At 41.6% G+C, this 21609-nt stretch carries 13 protein-coding genes and 3 tRNA genes; 11 read left to right on the top strand and 5 right to left on the bottom strand.

All coding sequences use genetic code 11. The features are described 5' to 3' along the window. Window positions 1-3: 3 nt before the first annotated feature. From R7Z47_RS07860 to R7Z47_RS07850, 3 genes are all read left to right on the top strand, one after another. Window positions 4-77 (top strand) — tRNA-Cys (locus R7Z47_RS07860). Between the two features lie 307 nt (window positions 78-384). After that, window positions 385-1908: an alpha-amylase gene (gene amyS / locus R7Z47_RS07855; protein ID WP_151515531.1), complete on the top strand. Its 1524-nt coding sequence runs from the start codon at window positions 385-387 to the stop codon at window positions 1906-1908. A 130-nt stretch (window positions 1909-2038) separates the two neighbouring features. Then, window positions 2039-2293 (top strand): hypothetical protein, encoded by a 255-nt coding sequence (locus R7Z47_RS07850; RefSeq protein WP_005375990.1) that lies wholly within the window; start codon window positions 2039-2041, stop codon window positions 2291-2293. Between the two features lie 74 nt (window positions 2294-2367). On the opposite strand, the gene R7Z47_RS07845 is transcribed toward R7Z47_RS07850, so the two are convergent. Together R7Z47_RS07845 and R7Z47_RS07840 are read right to left on the bottom strand one after the other, a co-directional pair. Further along, complete coding sequence (locus R7Z47_RS07845) at window positions 2368-3156, bottom strand: lipase family protein (protein ID WP_213987041.1); 789 nt, start codon at window positions 3154-3156, stop codon at window positions 2368-2370. 69 nt (window positions 3157-3225) lie between these two features. Next, the gene (locus tag R7Z47_RS07840; RefSeq protein WP_262606736.1) at window positions 3226-4161 is read right to left on the bottom strand and encodes a CHAD domain-containing protein; all 936 of its coding nucleotides are present in this window, start codon (window positions 4159-4161) and stop codon (window positions 3226-3228) included. Window positions 4162-4583: 422 nt separating this feature from the next. Between R7Z47_RS07840 and R7Z47_RS07835 the strand changes: the two genes are divergently transcribed. Continuing rightward, a complete protein-coding gene (locus R7Z47_RS07835) occupies window positions 4584-5372 on the top strand; it encodes a DsbA family protein (RefSeq protein ID WP_005389872.1) in 789 nt (262 codons plus the stop codon). Window positions 5373-6160: 788 nt separating this feature from the next. Further along, complete coding sequence (locus R7Z47_RS07830; RefSeq protein WP_213893394.1) at window positions 6161-8848, top strand: Ig-like domain-containing protein; 2688 nt, start codon at window positions 6161-6163, stop codon at window positions 8846-8848. A 108-nt stretch (window positions 8849-8956) separates the two neighbouring features. On the opposite strand, the gene R7Z47_RS07825 is transcribed toward R7Z47_RS07830, so the two are convergent. Beyond that, window positions 8957-11158 carry a hypothetical protein gene (locus tag R7Z47_RS07825; RefSeq protein ID WP_262628330.1) on the bottom strand — a complete coding sequence of 734 codons (2202 nt, stop codon included), beginning with the start codon at window positions 11156-11158 and terminating at the stop codon, window positions 8957-8959. Window positions 11159-11898: 740 nt separating this feature from the next. Here R7Z47_RS07825 and R7Z47_RS07820 point away from each other — a divergent pair. From R7Z47_RS07820 to R7Z47_RS07810, 3 genes are all read left to right on the top strand, one after another. Next, window positions 11899-11985 (top strand) — tRNA-Leu (locus R7Z47_RS07820). Between the two features lie 36 nt (window positions 11986-12021). Beyond that, window positions 12022-12095, top strand: a tRNA-Cys gene (locus R7Z47_RS07815). 948 nt (window positions 12096-13043) lie between these two features. After that, a complete protein-coding gene (locus R7Z47_RS07810) occupies window positions 13044-14696 on the top strand; it encodes an Ig-like domain-containing protein (protein WP_318129942.1) in 1653 nt (550 codons plus the stop codon). An 82-nt stretch (window positions 14697-14778) separates the two neighbouring features. Here R7Z47_RS07810 and R7Z47_RS07805 read toward each other — a convergent pair whose 3' ends face one another. Both R7Z47_RS07805 and rnk read right to left on the bottom strand, forming a co-directional pair. Then, window positions 14779-15984 (bottom strand): hypothetical protein, encoded by a 1206-nt coding sequence (locus R7Z47_RS07805; protein WP_225495853.1) that lies wholly within the window; start codon window positions 15982-15984, stop codon window positions 14779-14781. Window positions 15985-16596: 612 nt separating this feature from the next. Further along, complete coding sequence (gene rnk / locus R7Z47_RS07800) at window positions 16597-17004, bottom strand: nucleoside diphosphate kinase regulator (RefSeq protein WP_005390213.1); 408 nt, start codon at window positions 17002-17004, stop codon at window positions 16597-16599. A 526-nt stretch (window positions 17005-17530) separates the two neighbouring features. Between rnk and nirB the strand changes: the two genes are divergently transcribed. From nirB to R7Z47_RS07785, 3 genes are all read left to right on the top strand, one after another. Then, the gene (gene nirB, locus R7Z47_RS07795; protein WP_171345702.1) at window positions 17531-20095 is read left to right on the top strand and encodes a nitrite reductase large subunit NirB; all 2565 of its coding nucleotides are present in this window, start codon (window positions 17531-17533) and stop codon (window positions 20093-20095) included. Window positions 20096-20108: 13 nt separating this feature from the next. Further along, window positions 20109-20432: a nitrite reductase small subunit NirD gene (gene nirD, locus R7Z47_RS07790; RefSeq protein WP_005387969.1), complete on the top strand. Its 324-nt coding sequence runs from the start codon at window positions 20109-20111 to the stop codon at window positions 20430-20432. A gap of 195 nt (window positions 20433-20627) precedes the next feature. Next, window positions 20628-21479, top strand: a complete 852-nt coding sequence (locus R7Z47_RS07785) for a formate/nitrite transporter family protein (RefSeq protein ID WP_033907034.1) — start codon at window positions 20628-20630, stop codon at window positions 21477-21479. Window positions 21480-21609: the final 130 nt, after the last annotated feature.

Genomic DNA, 21609 nt, shown 5'->3' with positions numbered 1-21609 from the left:
AAAGGCGCCTTGGCAGAGTGGCTATGCAGCGGATTGCAAATCCGTGGACCTCGGTTCGACTCCGGGAGGCGCCTCCACTATTTCGAAAGCCAGTCTTAAATGACTGGCTTTTTTCGTTTTTAGTCCACCTTTTCGTAACCCTTCGCGCTTTCCTAAAGTCTCCCATGTTTTGATCACCATTCAATATTTTTAACGCGCTAATCATTGATTTTATAAATGTTAGACAACTCAATAATTGTATAGTGTGATTGGTGATAGTTTCTCTTCGATTGTAATCCGAACTTTTTGTATTACAGGCAGCAACCTAGCTAGCGTCATAGTTAGTATCGCTTGGTGCGTATATGCAGAAAGGAGGATTCTAGTCCTTCACGTGAGAGAAAAATAATGAAAACATTCAACCTTAAACCTACACTTTTACCCTTAACTTTGCTGCTCAGTTCGCCTGTAATGGCGGCACAAAATGGCACCATGATGCAGTACTTCCATTGGTATGTGCCAAATGACGGTGCACTCTGGACACAAGTTGAAAACAACGCGCCGGCACTATCGGACAACGGCTTCACCGCGTTATGGCTACCGCCCGCCTATAAAGGTGCTGGTGGCAGCAACGACGTCGGTTATGGCGTTTACGATATGTATGACTTGGGGGAGTTTGATCAAAAAGGATCGGTGCGAACCAAGTATGGCACCAAAGATCAGTACCTAAGCGCCATCAATGCTGCCCATAAAAACAATATCCAGATTTATGGTGATGTAGTGTTTAACCACCGTGGCGGTGCGGATGGTAAATCCTGGGTCGACACCAAGCGAGTCGATTGGAACAACCGAAATATTGAACTTGGTGATAAATGGATTGAAGCGTGGGTAGAGTTTGATTTCCCTGGGCGCAACGATAAGTACTCAAACTTTCATTGGACGTGGTACCACTTTGATGGCGTGGACTGGGACGATGCTGGCGAAGAAAAAGCTATCTTCAAATTCAAAGGTGAGGGTAAGGCATGGGATTGGGAAGTGAGCTCGGAAAAAGGCAACTACGATTACCTTATGTACGCTGATCTAGACATGGATCATCCTGAAGTTAAGAAAGAACTTAAAGACTGGGGTGAGTGGTATATCAACATGACTGGTGTTGATGGGTTTAGAATGGACGCGGTGAAGCACATCAAATATCAATACCTGCAAGAATGGATTGATCACCTACGTTGGAAAACAGGGAAAGAACTATTCACGGTCGGAGAGTACTGGAACTACGATGTGAATCAGCTGCATAACTTTATCACCAAAACCTCTGGCAGCATGTCTTTGTTTGATGCACCGTTACATATGAACTTTTATAATGCGTCTAAATCGGGTGGTAGCTACGATATGCGTCAAATCATGGATGGTACGCTGATGAAGGACAATCCAGTCAAAGCGGTTACCTTAGTAGAAAACCATGACACTCAGCCTTTGCAGGCGTTGGAATCAACCGTTGATTGGTGGTTCAAGCCGCTCGCTTACGCGTTTATCTTATTGCGTGAAGAAGGTTATCCATCCGTGTTTTATGCAGATTACTACGGCGCGCAGTACAGTGATAAAGGGCATGACATCAATATGGTCAAAGTACCTTACATTGAAGAGCTAGTAACACTGCGTAAAGATTATGCGTATGGCAAACAACATTCTTATCTCGACCACTGGGATGTAATTGGTTGGACTCGAGAAGGTGATGCAGAGCATCCACATTCAATGGCCGTGATCATGAGCGATGGACCAGGCGGCTCGAAGTGGATGTATACGGGTAAACCAAGTGCTCGCTACGTAGACAAGTTGGGTATCCGAACTGAAGAAGTTTGGACTGATGCGAATGGTTGGGCTGAGTTCCCAGTAAACGGCGGATCTGTCTCGGTTTGGGTTGGCGTTGAATAATCCATTCCTGTGATTTTGATACAGAGTAGGCAATTCTTGATAAAACTTTTCAATGAATCAATGTGTTATTTGATATTCATTCAACAAATGAGTAACTTATATTTGAGCATAATCTAGAGGAAGATAAAGAATGGAATCTATTGCTGATGTATTGGTTGTGGCTATTGTGTTCGGTGCCATATTTGGGGGCGGGATAATAAAGTTAATCTTGAACCATCGTAAAGAAGTAAGAGCGTTGGAGATATCTGAACGTAATACGATGAGCCGAGAAGAACAAGATAACCTTAACAAGCAAATTGGTGACTTGAAGCGACGTGTTGAAGTGTTAGAGCGAATTGTCACAGATAACAAATATCAACTTGAAAAAGAAATTGCCTCTCTGTAGATCACCACTTAATCGTAAAGCCGGCGAAGTCCGGCTTTTTCGTGTCTGTACGTCATACCTTTCGGATGTTTAACTCAGCGTTCATCAAAAAAGTCTTTGTCGCGAATGTATTTACTCATAAAGTGATAAGAGAACGGTCGCATTAGCCAACTAAATAAGGAGCGCCCAAGCCGTATGAGCGTTGGGGTGTTCTCGTATATTCTCCCGTTATATAACCATAGCATTTTGCCTACATGCCAATACAAAAAAGGTACGGGCGGCATAAAGGTCACGATGTCGATGTCGCAACAAATCCTGTATGTTTTGTGCCCCAAACGGTAGCGTTTCTTAAACGTCCAATCCCCGACAGCGGGCTGTCCGAAAGTGACCACGCGTTTAATGCTTTTTGGGTATTTTTTGTCAATATAGTCAGCAAAAACACTGCCAATCGCGCCACCTGAAGAGTGGCCAGTAATAGTGATTCTTTTCCCCCTGAGAATAAGTGGTACAACGATACCTTCGAGGCGTTCGATCACGGTCAACCCTAACCGATCTTCATTTCGGCTCGGTAAACTTTCTTGGAACAACAGATGATAGAAACCCGCGTGAATGCGATAGTTTAGTCCCAACCTTCGACAGCTTCTCGTCCACATCGCGAAGTTCAACAACCAATCACTGATACTGTGTGAGCCTTTAATCACTACGACCACTTCACTCTGTTTTTTACTCCAGAGCACGCGAATCATAATCTTACCGTGTTCATTTCTAATGACTCGTTGCCCATTAGGATCGAACCCGTATTGAGTTTGCCTGAAGACGCGAGGGTAGGCGAGATTACAAAGCACCGCATAGCGCTCGTATTGGTATCGTTTTAATGGTTTCACGTTAACTTTCTTAGTGGAGCCTAACGGTTGACTGTAATTAATGAATATTAAAAATACGTGAACCTTGATTTAGGGTCGGTAGAGATTCTGTGTATTGGTATCGCGAATGAAAGACTCAAACTGGCTTAAATGCGTCAAGATGGTTTGGCGAGAGAGTTCATGATGTTCGCTAAGTACGTTAATTAGCTTTTTCAAAGCCTTACGATCTTGTTTATTGAGATTTGCTGTCTCTTTGAGTTGTGCGAAAAATTCAATTTGACTTGAAGTGTCGTTAAAGTCACCGAGCTTGTCTTGCAATAGTTTTAGTTGTTTCACGTTGTTTTTGTGCTGTTGGGAAGGATAGAGCGTGGAAAATCCTTCTAACAAATAACGCAGCGCTTTGCACTTTATCCGCATCGAATGAATCACACTGTCACGACTTTTGTCCGAGATCTTGCGTCGTGCTTTATCAACTTTTTTAAATTGATCGGAGATTTTTTGGCTTGCGAAGAGTAACGCAGGTACGTTGCTATCCACTCGTTCGTGTTGCGTACTTCGCAGCAGACTATTCCTGACCAAAGTGCAGTGCGTTGTGTATTCTTCTGTAGCTAGCCAACGCGTAACTTTTGCCTGTTCGTAAGCACGTTCGGCTTCGATAAAGCCAAAAAGCTGCTCAAGAGACGATTTGTGGTTTGGGAGCATTTCAATGTATTGTTTTTTGCCCAAGATAAATACGTCCAGATCACGCAGCTTATTTGTTTTCTTCATCATTGTTTTTAAATGAGGTTTCAAAATACGCTGCTCAAAAGGAGGGATCAGTTCGCGAAGTAGTAAGCATAGTGAGCGTATGCGCCTTAGTGTGACGCGATACTGGTGTGTATATTCAGGATCCAAGTCTTCGATGACTCCCAGCTCCAGAGAGCGTGCATAATCAAATTCACTAAGGAAGAAGTAAGGCACTACGAAGTCGAGTTCGGAGTCGGCATGTAAGGGTAAGTGAAATGATGGTTTCTTATGAATGGTCATGATTGTCCTCCAAAAAGCTTAAACTTAGTGTAGAGGCTGATTTTTTGTACAACTAATAGTGGCTTATATAAATTTGATCTTAAAACAATAACTAGTTATTAAATAACATTTATTCTCTCCATTCTAAATTATTTAAAATGACGTCATAATCTTTGTGACTTCATTGACTTATAATTACTCTTTTACAATACTTTTTATCAACTCGAAAGAAATTGCTGTCTTATCGGAGTGTGAATGGTCATTTATAATTTATTAGTTTTTGAATTCGGTGGTACCTTGTAGCTTGTTGTTATTACTGATGGTTTCTGTGTTAGATATTCATTTATAGGCTTATTTCACCATTGACGCCTCAGCAAATCTTTTGATAGAGAAAAGTAAAGTTAAATCTTTATATTTGTTCTGTTTCATATTGAGGACGTGAGATGTTTATACAAACAGTAAGATTCATCATACCATTAGTGCTACTGCAATTTTTAACCGGTTGTCAGTCAGATGATAATGATAATCTAAAATTAGAAGTTGAGTTGTTAAAGGAAGAGATAAGTGAATTAACAAAAGAAATGGGGGTGATACAAAATGAAGTTAAAGAAATTAAAGACTTAGCATTTAATCCACCGAAAAAAGAACCTCCGACTTTGCCAAACCAACTTAACTTTTCCGAAGGTGGTAGACTTCCAATTCTTGGGAATAAAGAAGCAAAAATTGCTATCGTTGAATTTTCTGACTTTCAATGTCCTTATTGTAAGCGATTTACGGATAATGCTTTTAAACAGATAAAGGAAAATTATATCGATAACGGAAAGGTGCAATATATAGCGCGAGATTTTCCTTTAAGTTTTCATGCCAAAGCCAAGGGGGCTGCGATCGCGGCTGCATGTAGTCTTAAGCAAAACTCCTATTGGACTATGCGAGAAATGCTGTTTAACAACGCTAAAGATTTAGGGGAGGAGTTCTATCAAAAAGCAGCGATAGACTTATCTTTAAACATTGAAGAGTTCAATAAATGTATGGAAGATCAATCTGTTGCTGACAAGATTGAGCAAGATATGACGCTAGGAAAATCCTTAGGTATTCGCGGCACACCAACTTTTTTAATTGGTCGGGTAGAAAATGATCAACTTGTAGAACCGCAAATCGTGGTAGGTGCACAGGGCTATGCGGTGTTTGAATCACTATTAGAGGGGTTATCAAATAGTGATAAAAAAGAATAATGATTTTCATATTGAATAAAAGGCAACTAATGTTAGTTGCCTTTTATTTTATCTAAACTAATTTGTTGATTTAGAGATTATCTCTCGATATTTGATATTAAGTGTCGAGATTTATAGATGTTGTGGTGAATTGAAACGGCATGCATATTTTTTTATTAAATCATCGATTATTAATAGTTGTTTTGTTTGTGTTAGTTTTTTGTTGTTTAAAATAAAGTTCTTATTTTTCATATAGTAATTTTTGAATTATATAAAAATATTAAATTAATATTAGTCTGGGCTCATATTAGTGGTGAGAGTTTACTTGTAAGATAAATTTTCTTATATATTCATGATTTGAATAATAATGTTTGATATTGTGATGAAAATTAATTTTTTTGGTTGAAATTTAATCGCCGTGTTTGTAGGATTTTACCCACAAAAACCAACCTATGCTTAAATACTGAAGAAAAAGAGGTAAATTAATTGCATACGAATAAATGATTTATCTTGTGTGACTAACGCAAGTTTAACTTAAATAGTAAATAACTAATTTATGATTTTTATTTTGCTTTTTGATTGTTTAAAAGGCAATGCCTTTTATTGAATAATTATTAGATGTCTTTTGGTTTTAATTATAGCTTATTTTATTGATTTTAACGTTTATAAGCGTTTGAAATTAAATTAAATTTATACGTTTAGGCTAGTTATTTTTTTTCGCTCGCTAATCATCAATCGTTCGACATGATTTCGGACTTATGCTGTGTGAAAAATTAGAACCAAAGATAAAACCACATAAGAAATTAAGTATGTTTAATACCCATTTTAATATTGTTACTTCCAATACATTTAAACTTTCAACAACGGCTCTTATCAGCCTCTTATCTCTGACATTCAACGCGACGGCGCAGTCACAAGACATCCCGCATGAGCATTTGATTCAACAAGAAAAATCGGTTTCACCTACTGCCAAGGAGAAGCGCCAGCAGGCTCAAGATAATACTAGCGTGCTAAAGCAGACGATGATTAATTATCATGGTGCATCGGCGAAAAACAAACATCACTATTTAGAGCAAATGATTTCTCTTGCTCACGATCGTCAAGTATTAATTTCCGAGTTGTTTCAGTCAGACCCTAGCACGGTAGCACAGGTTGCTCTGACTGCAAAAGCTCGCAAAGGTATGCCTGAAAAAGTGCAAGCTTTGTTAGAGCAGGAGCAAACGCTAGAAGGCGAACTGGAGGTTTTCTATGAAGATTATGAAGATCACAGCAAGAGCCGTCTTCGATATGTACTGCAAACCTCTGAGGGCTCTGTTGAGGTTTATGGTTCTTCTAAATCACAAATCAACCCAATTCCATCTGGTGCTAAAGTTCGCGCTAGCGGTTGGAAGTTTGATGATCAAAACGCGTTAGTTTTGGAAGAGTCTCAGCAAGGTCTTCTTGTATTGGCTGATGGAGATACAGATGCCGCATCAACCAGTACTTCACCTTTCACTTTGTCCAATACTTTAGGTGAACAGTCGACACTAGTGATGTTAGTGAATTTTCTGGATGATGTACAAGAACCATGGACTGTTGAAGAAGTAACTGATCTAGTATTTGGCTCGGTGAATGATTTCTATAAAGAAAATTCAAATAATCAGACATGGTTTACTGGAGACGTTCTAGGCTATTACACGCTGCCTATGAACTCAGTATGTAATACTGCGCAAATTTATACTGCGGCTAAAGAAGCTGCTACAGCTGACAGCGTAGACATCGATACCTATGATCGAGTGGTTTTCGTTTTTCCTAAAATTGCTGATTGTGGGTGGACAGGAAAAGGTACAGTGGGTGGGACACCGTCGAGAACTTGGATCAATGGTTCTATGACACTAAGAACTGTAGCCCACGAACTTGGCCATAACCTTGGATTGCATCATGCGAAAAAGCTTGAATGTGGTGTTGAGGTGATTAGTGGTGATTGTTACACAGTTGAATACGGTGATAGTTTGGAGATCATGGGAGCTCCGGGCTTTACCGGACATTTCAGTGCTTTCAACAAAGACAGTCTAGGGTGGTTTTCTTCTGAGCCATCATCAATTGCAGGTAAAATTATTGAAGTAAATTCTGATGGTAGTTACATACTTGAGCCTTATGAGTCCGTTCCTGAGGGGGAAGCCAAAGCAATAAAGATTCAGCGAGGTGTGGACTCTTCAACAGGAAAGAAACTTTGGTACTACCTAGAGTATCGGCAGCCTAAAGGTTTTGACAGCTATCTTGCGAGTTATTCGGATCTTACGTCTGGTGTAACAATGCGCCTAAGTACAGAGTCCGATATGAACAGTAGCCAACTTATTGATTTAACCCCGGCTAGCCAAATAACTGACTGGAACGATTCTGCTTTGGCTGTTGGAAAAAGTTATACAGATATAGAGGCTGGGTTAACCATTACCACCGAGTGGGCCGACAATACCGGAGCAAGTGTCCATATCAGCTTTACGCAGCCAACATGCCATAAAAATGCTCCCACTGTTGCCGTTTCTCCTAGCCAAAATACCATAGCGGAGTCGGGGAGCACGCTCGGTTATAGTGTTACAGTCACTAATAATGACGCAGAAGGTTGCGATACCTCAGAGTTTGACGTTGAAGCTTCGGTACCAAGTGGGTGGAGTGCCACCTCATCTAAGCTAAGTTTAGCGCCAGGAGACAGTGAGAGTGTGGTCATTGATGTGACTTCTGACTTAACGGCGACGGATGGTAGTTACTCGATGCTATTTAGCGTAATAAACAGTATTGATACTGATTACTACACAAATACAGAAGCAAATTTTGTTATCAAAACGCCAGTGGACGTCTGTTCACGTGGAACGCCTTTGTTGGTGTTATCTGCAAATCAAACGGGGGAGTTTGAACCGGGCAGTACTGCTAGTTACACAGCAACTCTGACCAACCAAGATAGTGCAACTTGTGATTCGAGTACATTTACCCTATCAGCGAGTGTACCAAGTGGGTGGACTGCTAATAGCGGTGGTATTACTTTGAGCCCTAGTGAAACTCAATCATTCACAATGAATGTTACGTCAAGCGCAGAAGCAACAGATGGAACATACGATATCGCCATTAACGCTCAGCATTCAGCAGATACGAGCCTGAATATTAGCAAAAAGGTGAGCTTCGGAATCTCAGTTCCAGTCCAGGTGAATAGCGCACCAGTTGCCCAGACAGATCGAGTGGAAGTAAGTTCAAAAGACTCAGTAAGTATTAATGTGCTCGCAAATGATAGCGATCCTGAAGGGGATAAACTAACGATAACATCTGTAACTCAGGGTTCGAAAGGAGCGGTACGAATGACGTCAGATGGTCAGTTAATATATACGCCAGCTAAGAACTTTAAAGGAAGTGATAGTTTCAGTTATACCATCAGTGATGGCGATCTTACTGCGTCAGCGCTAGTGTATATTAGTATGGCGAGCACTTCAGGCTCTAATACCAATAAAGGAAAGGGTAGAAAATAATTTTTCTGTAAACAAGGCTCAGTAAGATTAAAAGGTGCAATGTGTTAAATCATTGCACCTTTTTTAACTAAGGTAAGCCGATAACTTTATTTACCTCATCATCATTAGTTAGGGCGCCAATACGGCTTGTGCGTTGACAACAATCACTGGCTCTACTGCTGGCCCACCATCTTCATCTGCTACTGAGATTACCAATAAGCCTCCAGAGCCTGCAGACCTAAATAGGTTATCTACAGAAGCATCCGGTGTGAGCAAATCAACACTAAATGTACAGTTCATGCTACCGTTCGCTGCGATAGAGAATGGGAACGCAACTGGACAATTACTTGCGGTAATCAAGTAATGTGTATTACCTTGACCAGCTTCTATTGGAGTGCCCGCAATACTAAGAGCATTTAAATTAACCGCTTCATAGCTAGAGGCGTTCTCAATGTTAAGGCTCAATGTTAATGACAGAGCGAAATTCAAGTTGATATCAGCTGGTTCATTGATAAATGCAACTTTACCGTTATCGGTATCTGTGACGATTTCAGGAATGAAATCATCGGTTTCACCTGTTACTTCCGCTGTGTTCATATGTGGCATGTCTGGTTCACCCGATAGGAAAGTCGTAACAGTACAGAATCGACTTTCTCCAGGAGCTAAGATATCACCATAGAAGTTACAATTGCCTTGGAAGCTTCCTGCATCGAATAACACACCAAGTTTGTCATCCGTCATTTCTGTGAGAGTGATACTGTCTACAGGGGACGTATTGGTAATAGTAAACGTGAAGTCTACATTATCACCAGACTCGGTTACAGAATATGGTGGCTCGTCTAAAGCGTTAGGAGTTTTGACCAAATCAATAGCACCAGGGCTGTTACTAAAGGACACACTCGCTTGACCAGAGTCTTCATCCGAGTCGTTTTCGTTATCAAAAGCGATAGCAGTAACGTTGTTCACAAATGCAGGATCACCCACATTACCTGCAACATTTCGTGTATAGCTAAATTGACAAGACTCACCGATTCCAAGCATTGCTCCCAAGCACGTTGCTGCTTCAGTTGCGATGTTGTATTGGTCATCTGTTATAGATGTGATCTCTACCTCGTCAACCGACGAATTGTTGGTGATAACAACAGTGTATTCGACAGGTTCACCAGCAAGACTTTCGACAACGGTTGTTGGATTAGCTGATTTAGTAACAGAAATTTCAGGAGATACATTCGTGAGTTTTACGATGATCTCATTACTACAGTTTGGATTTGGCGTACCAGCGGTACTCGCGACGGTACAAGTGTTGTCTCCGACAGGTTCGTCATATTCATCGACGATAGTGGAACGAACATAGTTTTCAAACGATTCGTCAGTAGGGATATCTGGTAAGTCGTCGTCACTAATAGCAATTTTGAATGTACACTCTAAACCAACCGCTTCTGGCGGAATCTCATAAGGAAGCACGATGTTTTCACAAGCGTTGGCTAGCTCACTTGACATTAATGTGTAGTGACCTTTCGTCATGCCAATATCATTACCGCCACCTACACTGTTTAGCAAGAATGTTTGTGAATCAGAGTTAGTGCTAGAGGATATTTCATCTTCGATTTTAGTCACGAAAACGCTGTTACCAGTACTTTCAGCTGGGACGATTTTAATTGTGTAGATAAATTCGTCGCCAGGTTCTGTTCCCGCCATTTTATTAACCGATTTGGTGGAAACGGGTGGATCTGGTTGAATAAAAATTGGAATGTTGTAATTGTCGTCACAATTACATTTTGATGGAGCGCCAGGGTAGGCATCATTACCATCTTCACAGACTTCATTTTTACCAGGTTGGCGCCAGCTAACACAGTTTGGTAGGTTGAGTTGACCATCTCCGTCAGTATCTTCACACAGCGTGGTTACCTCGGCAGAATGGATAACGACTTGTGCTTGTTGTACGTCAAAACAAGCGTCACCATCGGTGTCGTTCGCGTTCTGAGAGTATTCATCGCTCAAAGTATAGATGTTACAGCTACCATTAAGTGCATTCGGTCCTCCTTCGTTCTGGAAGTAAAGTCCGATGTCATAACGATCACTTGCAGTTGATACAACTTCAAAGTCAGCGGTAAACGTTACGGTTTGTTGAGCTACACAGACCGTCGTTCCTGGGTCTACCGGATTACCACCGATTGCAGTAACTTCGATATTTGTAGCTTCTGCGATATTGATATCATTAGCGGTACAATTCAAATTCTTACCATATTGATCCTCCATACAAATACTTTGTATACCAGGGTCTTGCGCGAATGCGGTTTGCCCATAAAATGCCGCGGCACCTATTAACATGGCGCTAAGCAGCCTTTTATGTCGGCTATTTATTAAATGTTCCATCATCTACCTTCTTTTCTTCTTGAAAGTTGATAAAAGGGCGATGTGAATACCCAATGATGCCAACACTGGACTTCGGCATCATTGAGTACACGAACTGCTGTGCCCCTAGTCCTAAGACAATTACTCCAAAGTGGATAACTAGAAACTGTGCTTTTGGAGCGGTTGTCGGTGACCATAAGAGAGCAAAAATCAAACCAAGCTTAACTGTTTGATTTTTATTGTTTTTGTTTTTTGACAAGTGTCTTTAAAATACACATTGTGAACAGAGTGTTAACTTGTTCGCATTCGCATGGAAGACAGAAAACGAGAATTAAATTTAATATCAATAAGTTACAAGGAGGCAGAAGAACATACCTTTAGTATGTGTTTCTAGTTTACAAGTGAACACTTTGTCGGTATTCGATGCTAAAGGGTATGCTGAATAAATACGGAATACTGTTATTTAAGAATCTGGTGGAAGGATGGCCAATTAGATGTTTATCGAAAGGATTATTCTGAGAAGCTACATGGATATAATTAGGATAATAGATCTACAATTTGAAGGTTATTTACTCTTTCGGACTGTTTCTTAACCATATGAATCAAAAAGATAAAATTTATTGTTGACCTAATAAATTAATCCGTTAAAGTACGCCTCGTTCTCACGGCAAAGGTCGATGAGACAGATGGTGTCTAACCCATCGCATGATTGCGTTGCCCTGGTGGTGGAATTGGTAGACACAAGGGATTTAAAATCCCTCGGCGTTCGCGCTGTGCCGGTTCAAGTCCGGCCCGGGGCACCATCAAAATCTTTGGTGACAGAGATAAAAAATCAGAAAGGCGCCTTGGCAGAGTGGCTATGCAGCGGATTGCAAATCCGTGGACCTCGGTTCGACTCCGGGAGGCGCCTCCAATATTTATAAAAAAACCGGCTTATAGCCGGTTTTTTTATATTTGGCATTTCAAACCATTCCAATACATATCTAAATAGTAGTTGTGTATAAACTACAGACCTAAATTAATTATTATATCTAACTTAGTTATATTTCTCTCTATATAATTATAGTTAACTTAGTCTAATACTGAATTTAATTTTGATATTTATCTCCTTTTAAATATATTTTTCTTGATTTATTAGTGTGCTCTGTACTTCGGTTTAACCTTTTAATAAATATGAGTATAGGTGAGTATTGTGATGTTTCATTGTTTTTATTTGACTTAAATTTAACAATAGAATGAGTTAGTGTGGTTCAGGGAATGATGAATAATATTAACATTATGTGCCGTTATTAAGTTAATGACTTTAAAGCTTATAACTTTTGTTGTGTATTTTATTTATTTTGGTTTTCGCCTCTATTCTACTGATATTTAAAGAATTAATTTTTGCGGTTAAACTTAATTGCTAAATTTATTTTATAATATAAATGTTGTTTATATAAAATTGTTTTTATATTCAATTAAATATTTGATAGGTAAGATAAATTTTTTGTTTATGCTCTTTATTTAAGTTGTTCGTCTTTGTGGTTGAATTTTGACCATTTGTTTTGTTATGATTCTCGCGAATATATTTTTGTTTATTATTCATTTATGAACATATTCATGTTAAATGAGGACATGCCTGGACTAGTAGGCTAGGACATTTTATTGTCTAAATTTTATATTATTTACATTATGTATTTTCATTGAAAAATGAATTATTTACTATTCTAAATTAGGTGAAGCAGTGATAAAAAATATTAAAATAAATAGAAAAACTCTAAATAAAGGGTTGTCATTTTTATTGGTAATATTATCTTTTCTACAGAGTACCCACTACGCCAATGCAACAGCAAATACGACGGGACAACAAAATACACTAGTTATGTTGCTGAATTTCAAAGAGAACCCGAATGAGCAACCGTTGAGCAAGGCCGAAGCAAATCATTTAGTATTTGATACTGTGGATGATTTTTATCGCGAGAATTCTTTTGGCCAGACTTGGTTTTCTGGTCAAGTTGTGGGTTGGTATACACTGCCTGTTTCAAACCAGATATGTGACTTAAGCGCCGTGCGCGAAGCGGCAGATCAGAAAGCTATTTCATCAGGTATAGACTTGGGCCAGTATGATCGTATCGTTTATATGATGACGAAAACGGCGTGCAGCATTGCTGGCTCAGCGACGATGCAGGGTAAGCCGTCACGAGCTTGGATTAATGGCAACTTTTCCGCAATGAACATTGCTCATGAATTGGGACATAATCTTGGAATGCGTCACTCGGGTGCACTTGACTGTGGTGACCAACCTATCTCAGATCACTGTACAAGACGTGAATATGGTGACAGCTATGATGTGATGGGGGGCTCTAATGGTTATATCAATACTTTCCAGAGAGAGCAGCTAGGTTGGTTAGAAGGTAGTCATGCTGCTAAAACAATTGAAGTTACTCAAAGTGGCACTTATGTAATTGCAAACTACGAAACACAAAGTAGCGCTCCTGTAACCATCAAGGTACCACGTGGTATTGATCCGACTACGGGGAAGAAAAGCTGGTTTTATATTGAGTATCGCCAATCAGTTGGCTACGACAGTTTTTTAGATGCACGCTCTTACATTTTTTATCGTGGCGATGTAACGGACGGCATTGTCATTCGCTCAGCACTAGAAGGTGATGAACGCAGTAGCAATCTGCTTCATTTTAAAATGGGCTCTGAATATTATGCCATTACTGGCTCAAACGACTGGTACGATCCAGCCATGCCAGTTGGTGATAGTTATACTGATCCGCTTTCTGGAGCGACGATCAACTTAAATAGCGCAAATGGTACTCAGGCTGAGGTGACGGTAACGCTAAGTGGTTCTGAGCCTGGTGGTGGCATGGGTAACTGCACTATTAACGCACCGAGTATAACGGCTCAAGCGATTACGAAAAACTCAGTTCTGGCAGGTGAAGATGTGCAGTATCAGGTGAGCATAACAAACAATGACTCTATAGATTGCGGAACTTCTACCTTTAATATCAATACCGTGGTACCGATTGGTTGGCAAGCTAGTGACAATCAGTTAACACTGGCTTCTGGTGAGTCCGGACAAGCAGTAGTCGTTGTGACCTCAGCAACAGAAACTGAAGCAAAAAATTACTCACTATCTATTCAAACTCAGCACTCAGCTGATCTATCTTATGATGCTGCAACATCAGTAATGTATGCTGTGATGGCAGATGAATTGACAAAGCCTGAACTGGCTGCTGTTGATGATACCGTTATCTTGAATGAAAAAAAGTCTGTTCTAATAGATGTGTTGGTAAACGATATTATTGATGCGCAAGCTTCGGCCTCAGTCGTCTCATTTACAGAGCCTAATAAAGGCAGTGTCGAACTATTGTCAGATGGTTCTTTGCGCTACACACCAAGCCGAAGGTTCAAGAATAATGATAGCTTTAGTTATACCATTAGCGATGGTAATAGTCGCTCAACGGCCGATGTGTTGATAAAGCTACAGTCGGATGGTGGTGATAACAGCAAGCCAGGTAAATGAAAAAACAAGTAGCAGAATCACATAAAAATGCCTGACTCTTTGAGTCAGGCATTTTCCTATTTCTAATAATTAGAAACGCATTTTATAGGTTAAGGTCCGATGCGGGCGCAGGGCACATCTCGAGATCTACACATTGAGGACACAAGGTACATTCTGCCTCAGCAGGCATAACTGGTGCTAGATCGCCAAACACAGGAACACCCGTTGCAGTTACCATATCTTTAAAGGCACCTACATAAAATCCCGGAGTACCTTCACCCAATTCGTCTTCTCCTGGAACAGGAACGTAGCTACCTGAATATGGAGCACATGCCCCTATAGTTCCCATAGGGGTTAAGGTACCGATAAATTGAGGATCAGCGTCTTTATCGTCAGTCACAAATACGTTATTTATGGTTACTTCGGATGTGTTACAGACTTCACCACTGTAATTCACTTGTAGTCCGTAATGTCCATAGTCGTTAAGCACTACGAGCACGTCACAATCTTTTTCAAGTGATAATGAACCGATAAGGTTTTGTTCAGGACAATCCCAACTTGCCGTGTCTTGAGTTGCCACTTCGCCACCTACTTCAGTTGCAGCTTTAGCACTAGCATGGTTCAGGATACCATTCTGGTTAATAACAAAACTGCCATTAATAACCTGTGAGTCGTCCAGATCGAGCATACCTATATTGGTTGTGTGGCTACCTAAACCATCTATATCTTCTGCGGTATCATCAGTGACGACAATATCGTATAGCGGCACGGTTCCTGAGTTTGTTACGGTTAACTTGTAATTGAATCGCAATGAATCACCACCAACAACTTCGCCAAATGTACATTCTTTAACAAGAGTAATTTCTGGTTCTCCTGGTGTGTAACAGAATGACACATGGCTCAGACCGTAGTAGTTACCATTTTTAGGATTAACGGGAGAGTGTAAGTTTCCGTCGGAATAAGTTATTACACCACCGTCACTATAATATTCGTAGAAATTACCATTTGGTCCGCCTTTAACAAAGATAGAGTGGACAATACCTCCGCTGCTTGACCAATCAAATGTCTTATCTGGTTGAACATCGATAGTAACGCTTAATTCCCCATCGCCGAGCACACCATCGCCCAATTGATCTCCATCTATGCGATACTCCACGAGCCCTTCAACATTGCCCATAAGATCCGAACAAGTTGGATTGCCCTCTACAAACATAGGGTGTACCCCATTGTCTGTAGGTTCACCAGGGTCGTTAGCTAACGCATTTTGCGTGCTTAAAACAAAGCTTAGAACAACTAGTAATAAAGCCAATAGTTTTGCCTTGGTTATGTTGGCACAACTCAATACGTTTGTGATCCAACATGAATTAATATTGCTTTCCATAAAACCTCCGTTGAGCCTGGGGGGTACTGCTTACCAAAACTCGTTGTTAGTTTGTTATTTGTTGTGGAACGTCAACTTCGGGTGAAAATAAAAGCACAGAGCATGCCATTAGATAACTATTTGTATTTGCATTATTTTTGTGATTTTTGATGATAAAATTGTGTCAGCGCTTTTTACAGTTTTATGCAGGCGTATTTTTGATTTCAGTTAACTCTATGATTGGGAAGATTTAAGTTCGAAGTAAAAATGTCCACAGCAATGTTACACAGTGTTCAGCAGTGTTACACATGAGGGTTATGGCTCCCTTAATCTCCACTGCCACAATTCACAAAGTGAATAGCTTTAGTCGGTTGGGCCCGGAATTCGTATGCGCTACTGAGTTGCAAAGTATGGTGAGTCTAATAGAGAGGTAGATGACAGTGTATATGATAGGTCGAAATTTTAGTTGGTTTGAAGGGGGCTTTAGAGTGTTTTTCAAGGTGGATAACTCTCCTGGTGCAAAGTCTTAAATGGAGGCCTTTGCACCGGGACTACTGAGGGTTAGCGGTTTAGTGCACCACAACGCTCAGGTTGGTATGTGATATCGACAATTTCAATTGTCTTCACTTGATTATTTGGCATTGGCCAGTCAAGTTTTTGGCCGACAGACAAACCGATCAGTGCGCTGCCTACGGGTGCAAAAATAGAGATATCATCACTGCTTTTCAGTTCAGAAGGGTAAACCAGTGTCTTTGTCATGGTTCTATCTTCACCTGAAAATTTAAACTCTACAGTCGAGTTCATCGTGACCACGTTATCTGGCATTTGTTCTGGCTCAAGAACTGTTGCTCGGTCGAGCTCTGCTTCTAATTCCACAAGCTCCGCTGCGATGTTTGGCATTTTATCCAACAAAGCCGTGATTCGGTTCATATCTAAGCTTGAGATGTAGATAGAATTGTTTTCTGACATTTTATGACTCCCAAATAAAAGGCCGCCTCACAAAAATGGGACGGCACTCTATATGTCAATTACGGTATCAATCATATGGACGCTATTCCATATGAACTAAACCCGATTTTAGTCTTTATAGTGCGACTTAGCTAGTAAAAAATTTTTGTTGTGAAGCTTGATTTTTCTAAATCTTTCAATCACTTCAGATATTGTTCTCTGATCACCTTGAAACGGTGAAGTCAAGTGAGTGCGTCGTTTAGAAGCAAAACAGGATTTATCGTAGGTGTGCTCGGTTTCGATGGTCAGCCTTACTTCATAAAGCAAAACGGTATAGTCCGTTGCTAGCATGGCTTCGGTTATCTCAGTTTGTTAAAACTACCAATATCCGTTAATAAATTACTTTTTATTTCGCAATAGTCAGATAAATACGTTCATCTACCCCTTTGGGGTAGTTTGAAATTGTAATTGATTTACATCATGTATTAATTTTCTTTCACAATTAACAATGAGCTCAGTGATAAGAACCTAACCCTTAGGAATTATAATGAGCAAGTTGAAGCTAGTAGTCATCGGTAACGGTATGGTAGGGCACCGTTATATTGAAGACTTAGTCGAGAAAGCTGATATGTCTAATATGGACATTACGGTTTTCTGTGAAGAACCTCGTGTCGCATACGACCGTGTGCACCTTTCCTCTTACTTTTCTCACCATACTGCAGATGAACTTTCTTTAGTAAAAGAAGGCTTCTACGAGAAACACGGTATTAACATGCTGATCGGCGAACGCGCGATTAACATCAACCGTGAAAACCGCATTGTTTACTCAAGCACTGGTCGCGAAGTTCAATACGACAAGCTGATTCTTGCTACTGGCTCATTCCCATTTGTTCCACCTATCAAAGGTCACGAAAGCAAAGACTGTTTTGTTTACCGTACTATCGAAGATCTTAAAGCGATCGAAGCGTGTGCGAAGAAGAGCAAATCAGGCGTTGTTGTCGGTGGTGGTCTGCTAGGTCTTGAAGCAGCAGGCGCATTGAAAGCACTGGGTGTAGAAACGCACGTTGTTGAGTTCGCGCCAAAACTAATGGCTGAGCAACTTGACCTGGCTGGTGGTAACCAACTTCGTCAAAAGATCGAGCGTATGGGCGTGAACGTTCACACCAGCAAAAACACGCTTGAGATTGCGGCAGAAGGCACAAACGCACGCAACGTTATGCGTTTTGCTGACGGTTCAGAGCTAGAAACAGACTTCATCGTATTCTCTGCAGGTATTCGCCCACAAGACAAACTAGCACGCCAAATGGAGCTAGAAGTGGCACCTCGTGGCGGTGTTGCTATTAACGACCACTGTCAGACTTCTGATGAGAACATCTACGCTATCGGTGAGTGTGCGTCTTGGAACGAAATGTTCTACGGCCTTGTTGCTCCTGGCTACAAGATGGCGACAGTTGCTGTTGATCACCTACTAGGTAACACAGAAAGCAAATTCGAAGGCGCTGACATGTCTGCGAAGCTGAAACTTCTAGGTGTAAAAGTAGGTTCAATCGGTGACGCGAACGGTCGTACTGAAGGTTGTAAGAGTTACGTTTACCAGAACGAAGAACAAGAAGTCTACAAACGTCTTATCGTTTCTAAAGACAACAAGAAACTGCTTGGCGCGGTTATGGTTGGCGATACGTCTGACTACGGCGACCTGCTTCAACTTATGTTGAACGAAATCGACCTACCAGAACACCCAGATGCGTTGATCCTTCCTGCACACGCAGGCGCTGAGAAACCAGCACTAGGTGCAGATGCTCTACCAGAAAGTGCAGTGATCTGCTCTTGTTTCGACGTAACCAAAGGCAAGATCGCACAAGCGGTTGCTGATGGTCACCACACATTGGGCGACATCAAAGCCGTGACGGGCGCGGGTACAGGCTGTGGTGGTTGTATTCCTCTAGTGACGTCTGTTCTAAATGCTGAGCTTGCTAAATCTGGTATCGAAGTGAAGAACGACGTGTGTGAGCACTTTGCATACTCACGCCAAGAGCTGTTCCACCTAATCCGTATTGAAGAGATCAAAACGTTTGATGAGCTTCTAGAGAAATACGGTAAAGGTTACGGCTGTGAAGTTTGTAAACCACTGGCTGGTTCTATCTTGGCTTCTTGCTGGGGTGAGCACATCCTTAAGCCACAACTGGTTAAGCTGCACGACACGAACGATAACTTCCTAGGTAACATCCAAAAAGACGGTACTTACTCTGTTATCCCACGTATGGCGGGTGGTGAAGTAACACCTCAAGCATTGGGTGCGCTAGCGAACGTTGCTGCAGAATACAACCTATACACCAAAGTAACCGGTGCTCAACGTATTGGTCTGTTCGGTGCTCAAAAAGACGATCTTCCAGAGATCTGGCGCAAGCTTATCGATGCTGGCTTCGAAACAGGTCAAGCGTACGCAAAAGCACTTCGTATGGCCAAGACATGTGTGGGCTCTACTTGGTGTCGTTACGGCGTTCAAGACTCTGTTGGTCTAGGTTCTTACATCGAGAACCGTTACAAAGGCATTCGTACACCTCATAAGATGAAGTTCGGTGTTTCTGGTTGTACTCGTGAGTGTGCGGAAGCACAAGGTAAAGACCTTGGCATTATCGCGACTGACGCAGGTTGGAACATGTACGTATGTGGTAACGGTGGTATGAAGCCTCGTCACGCAGACCTACTTGCAAGTGACCTAGATAAAGAAACGCTAATCAAGTACATCGACCGCTTCATGATGTTCTACATCCGTACTGCTGCGCCACTACAACGCACATCAGTTTGGATGGAAAACATGGAAGGTGGCGTTGACTACCTACGCGAAGTGATTGTTGACGACAAACTTGGCATCAACGCTCAACTAGAAGCAGACGTAGCGAAGCTTGTAGACGAGTACGAGTGTGAGTGGACTGCGACCATCAACGACGAATCACAACTGACTCGTTTCGCGCACTTCATCAACTCTGACAAGCGCGATGACAACGTTGTGTTTGTACAAGAGCGTGAGCAGCACCGCCCAGCAACCTTCACGGAAAAGCACCCTGAAGCGAAAGGCGACATCCTACACGTAGCGATCACTGAAGCATAAGGGAAGGTTGATTATGTCATTTGAAAAGATTTGCCAAATCAGCGACATCGTACCGGGCACGGGTGTTTGTGCTTTGGTTGATGGTCAGCAAGTTGCGGTATTCCGCCCAACACAAGCAGAAGAAGTGCTGGCGATCAGCAACACAGACCCGTTCTTCCAATCAAACGTGCTTTCTCGCGGTTTGATCTGTGAGCACCAAGGCGAGCTTTGGGTGGCTAGCCCACTTAAGAAGCAACGCTTTAACCTGACAACAGGTGCGTGCATGGAAGACGAGCGTTTTAGCGTGAAAGCGTACAAAACCCGCGTAACCAACGGCGAAGTAGAAATCTCTGCGTAAGCTTGGTTTTCATTCCCTCCTCTTAGGGGGAGGGAATGAACTGAAACCTAGATTTAATAGACAAAGGCTTTCCAAGCATCAACTCAGGGGAACAGGGAAGCGAGGTGTTGTAGACAGCGTTCAGGTGTCAACGGGAAGCCTTTCTCTATTCAATCTTTAACTTTTTAACTTTCAATTTTGGATAAGGACACATTCATGTCTACTGATTTTAAGCCTGCAGAATTCGTGCAAACCATGATCAATGTTGGTGAAGCGAAAACCAATACAAGCACGCGAGATCTTCTCCTTCGCGGTACGATGGCTGGCGTTATTCTTTCGCTTGCGGTGGTGGTTGCTATTACCGCGATTGTACAAACGGGTATCGGCCTTGTAGGAGCACTTGTTTTCCCCGTTGGTTTCGTAATTCTAAGTGTGATGGGGTATGACCTAGTAACCGGTGTTTTTGGTCTAGCGCCTCTGGCTAAGTTTGCGAACCGTCCGGGCATCACTTGGGGTCGTATCTTCCGTTGTTGGGGTCTTGTAGGCTTGGGTAACCTTATCGGTTCTCTGATCGTTGCTTACCTAGTGGCTATCTCTCTAACAGGTAACTTTTCTCTAGAACTGAACGCAGTAGCGAAGAAATTTGTCGCTGTTTCTACCGCGCGTAGCCTTGGTTTTGAAAACATGGGTATGGACGGATGGATCACATGTTTCGTACGCGGCATCTTCTGTAACCTAATGGTGTGTCTAGGCGTTATCGGCAACATGACGGCACGTTCGGTGTCTGGTCGCGTAGCAATGATGTGGTTCCCAATCTTCATCTTCTTTGCGCTAGTATTTGAACACACCGTAGTAAACATGTTCCTATTCCCACTAGGTATGATTCTAGGTGCGGATTTTGGTATCGCGACTTGGTTGAACTTCAACCTTATTCCAACCATTCTAGGTAATATTGTCGGTGGTCTCGTAATGACTTGTATTCCACTGTACCTAACTCACGCAAAAACAGCGCCTTCTATCAACGTAGTTGAAGAAGAAGTAAAAACAGAGCCTGCAATCGCAAAATAAACCGCTTTTATCTGGCCCTACCTATGGTAGGTAGGGCTGTTCAACTCATTTAACTTTCGATAAGTATTGTATTGATTTAGCTATAAAAAGTAATAACTCCTTGGGGTGATTTTAACCTTGAGTTAATGAC

The sequence above is a fragment of the Vibrio sp. 1641 genome, from assembly GCF_033339995.1.
Classification (GTDB): domain Bacteria; phylum Pseudomonadota; class Gammaproteobacteria; order Enterobacterales; family Vibrionaceae; genus Vibrio; species Vibrio alginolyticus.
This window is presented reverse-complemented; position numbering and strand designations above follow the sequence as displayed.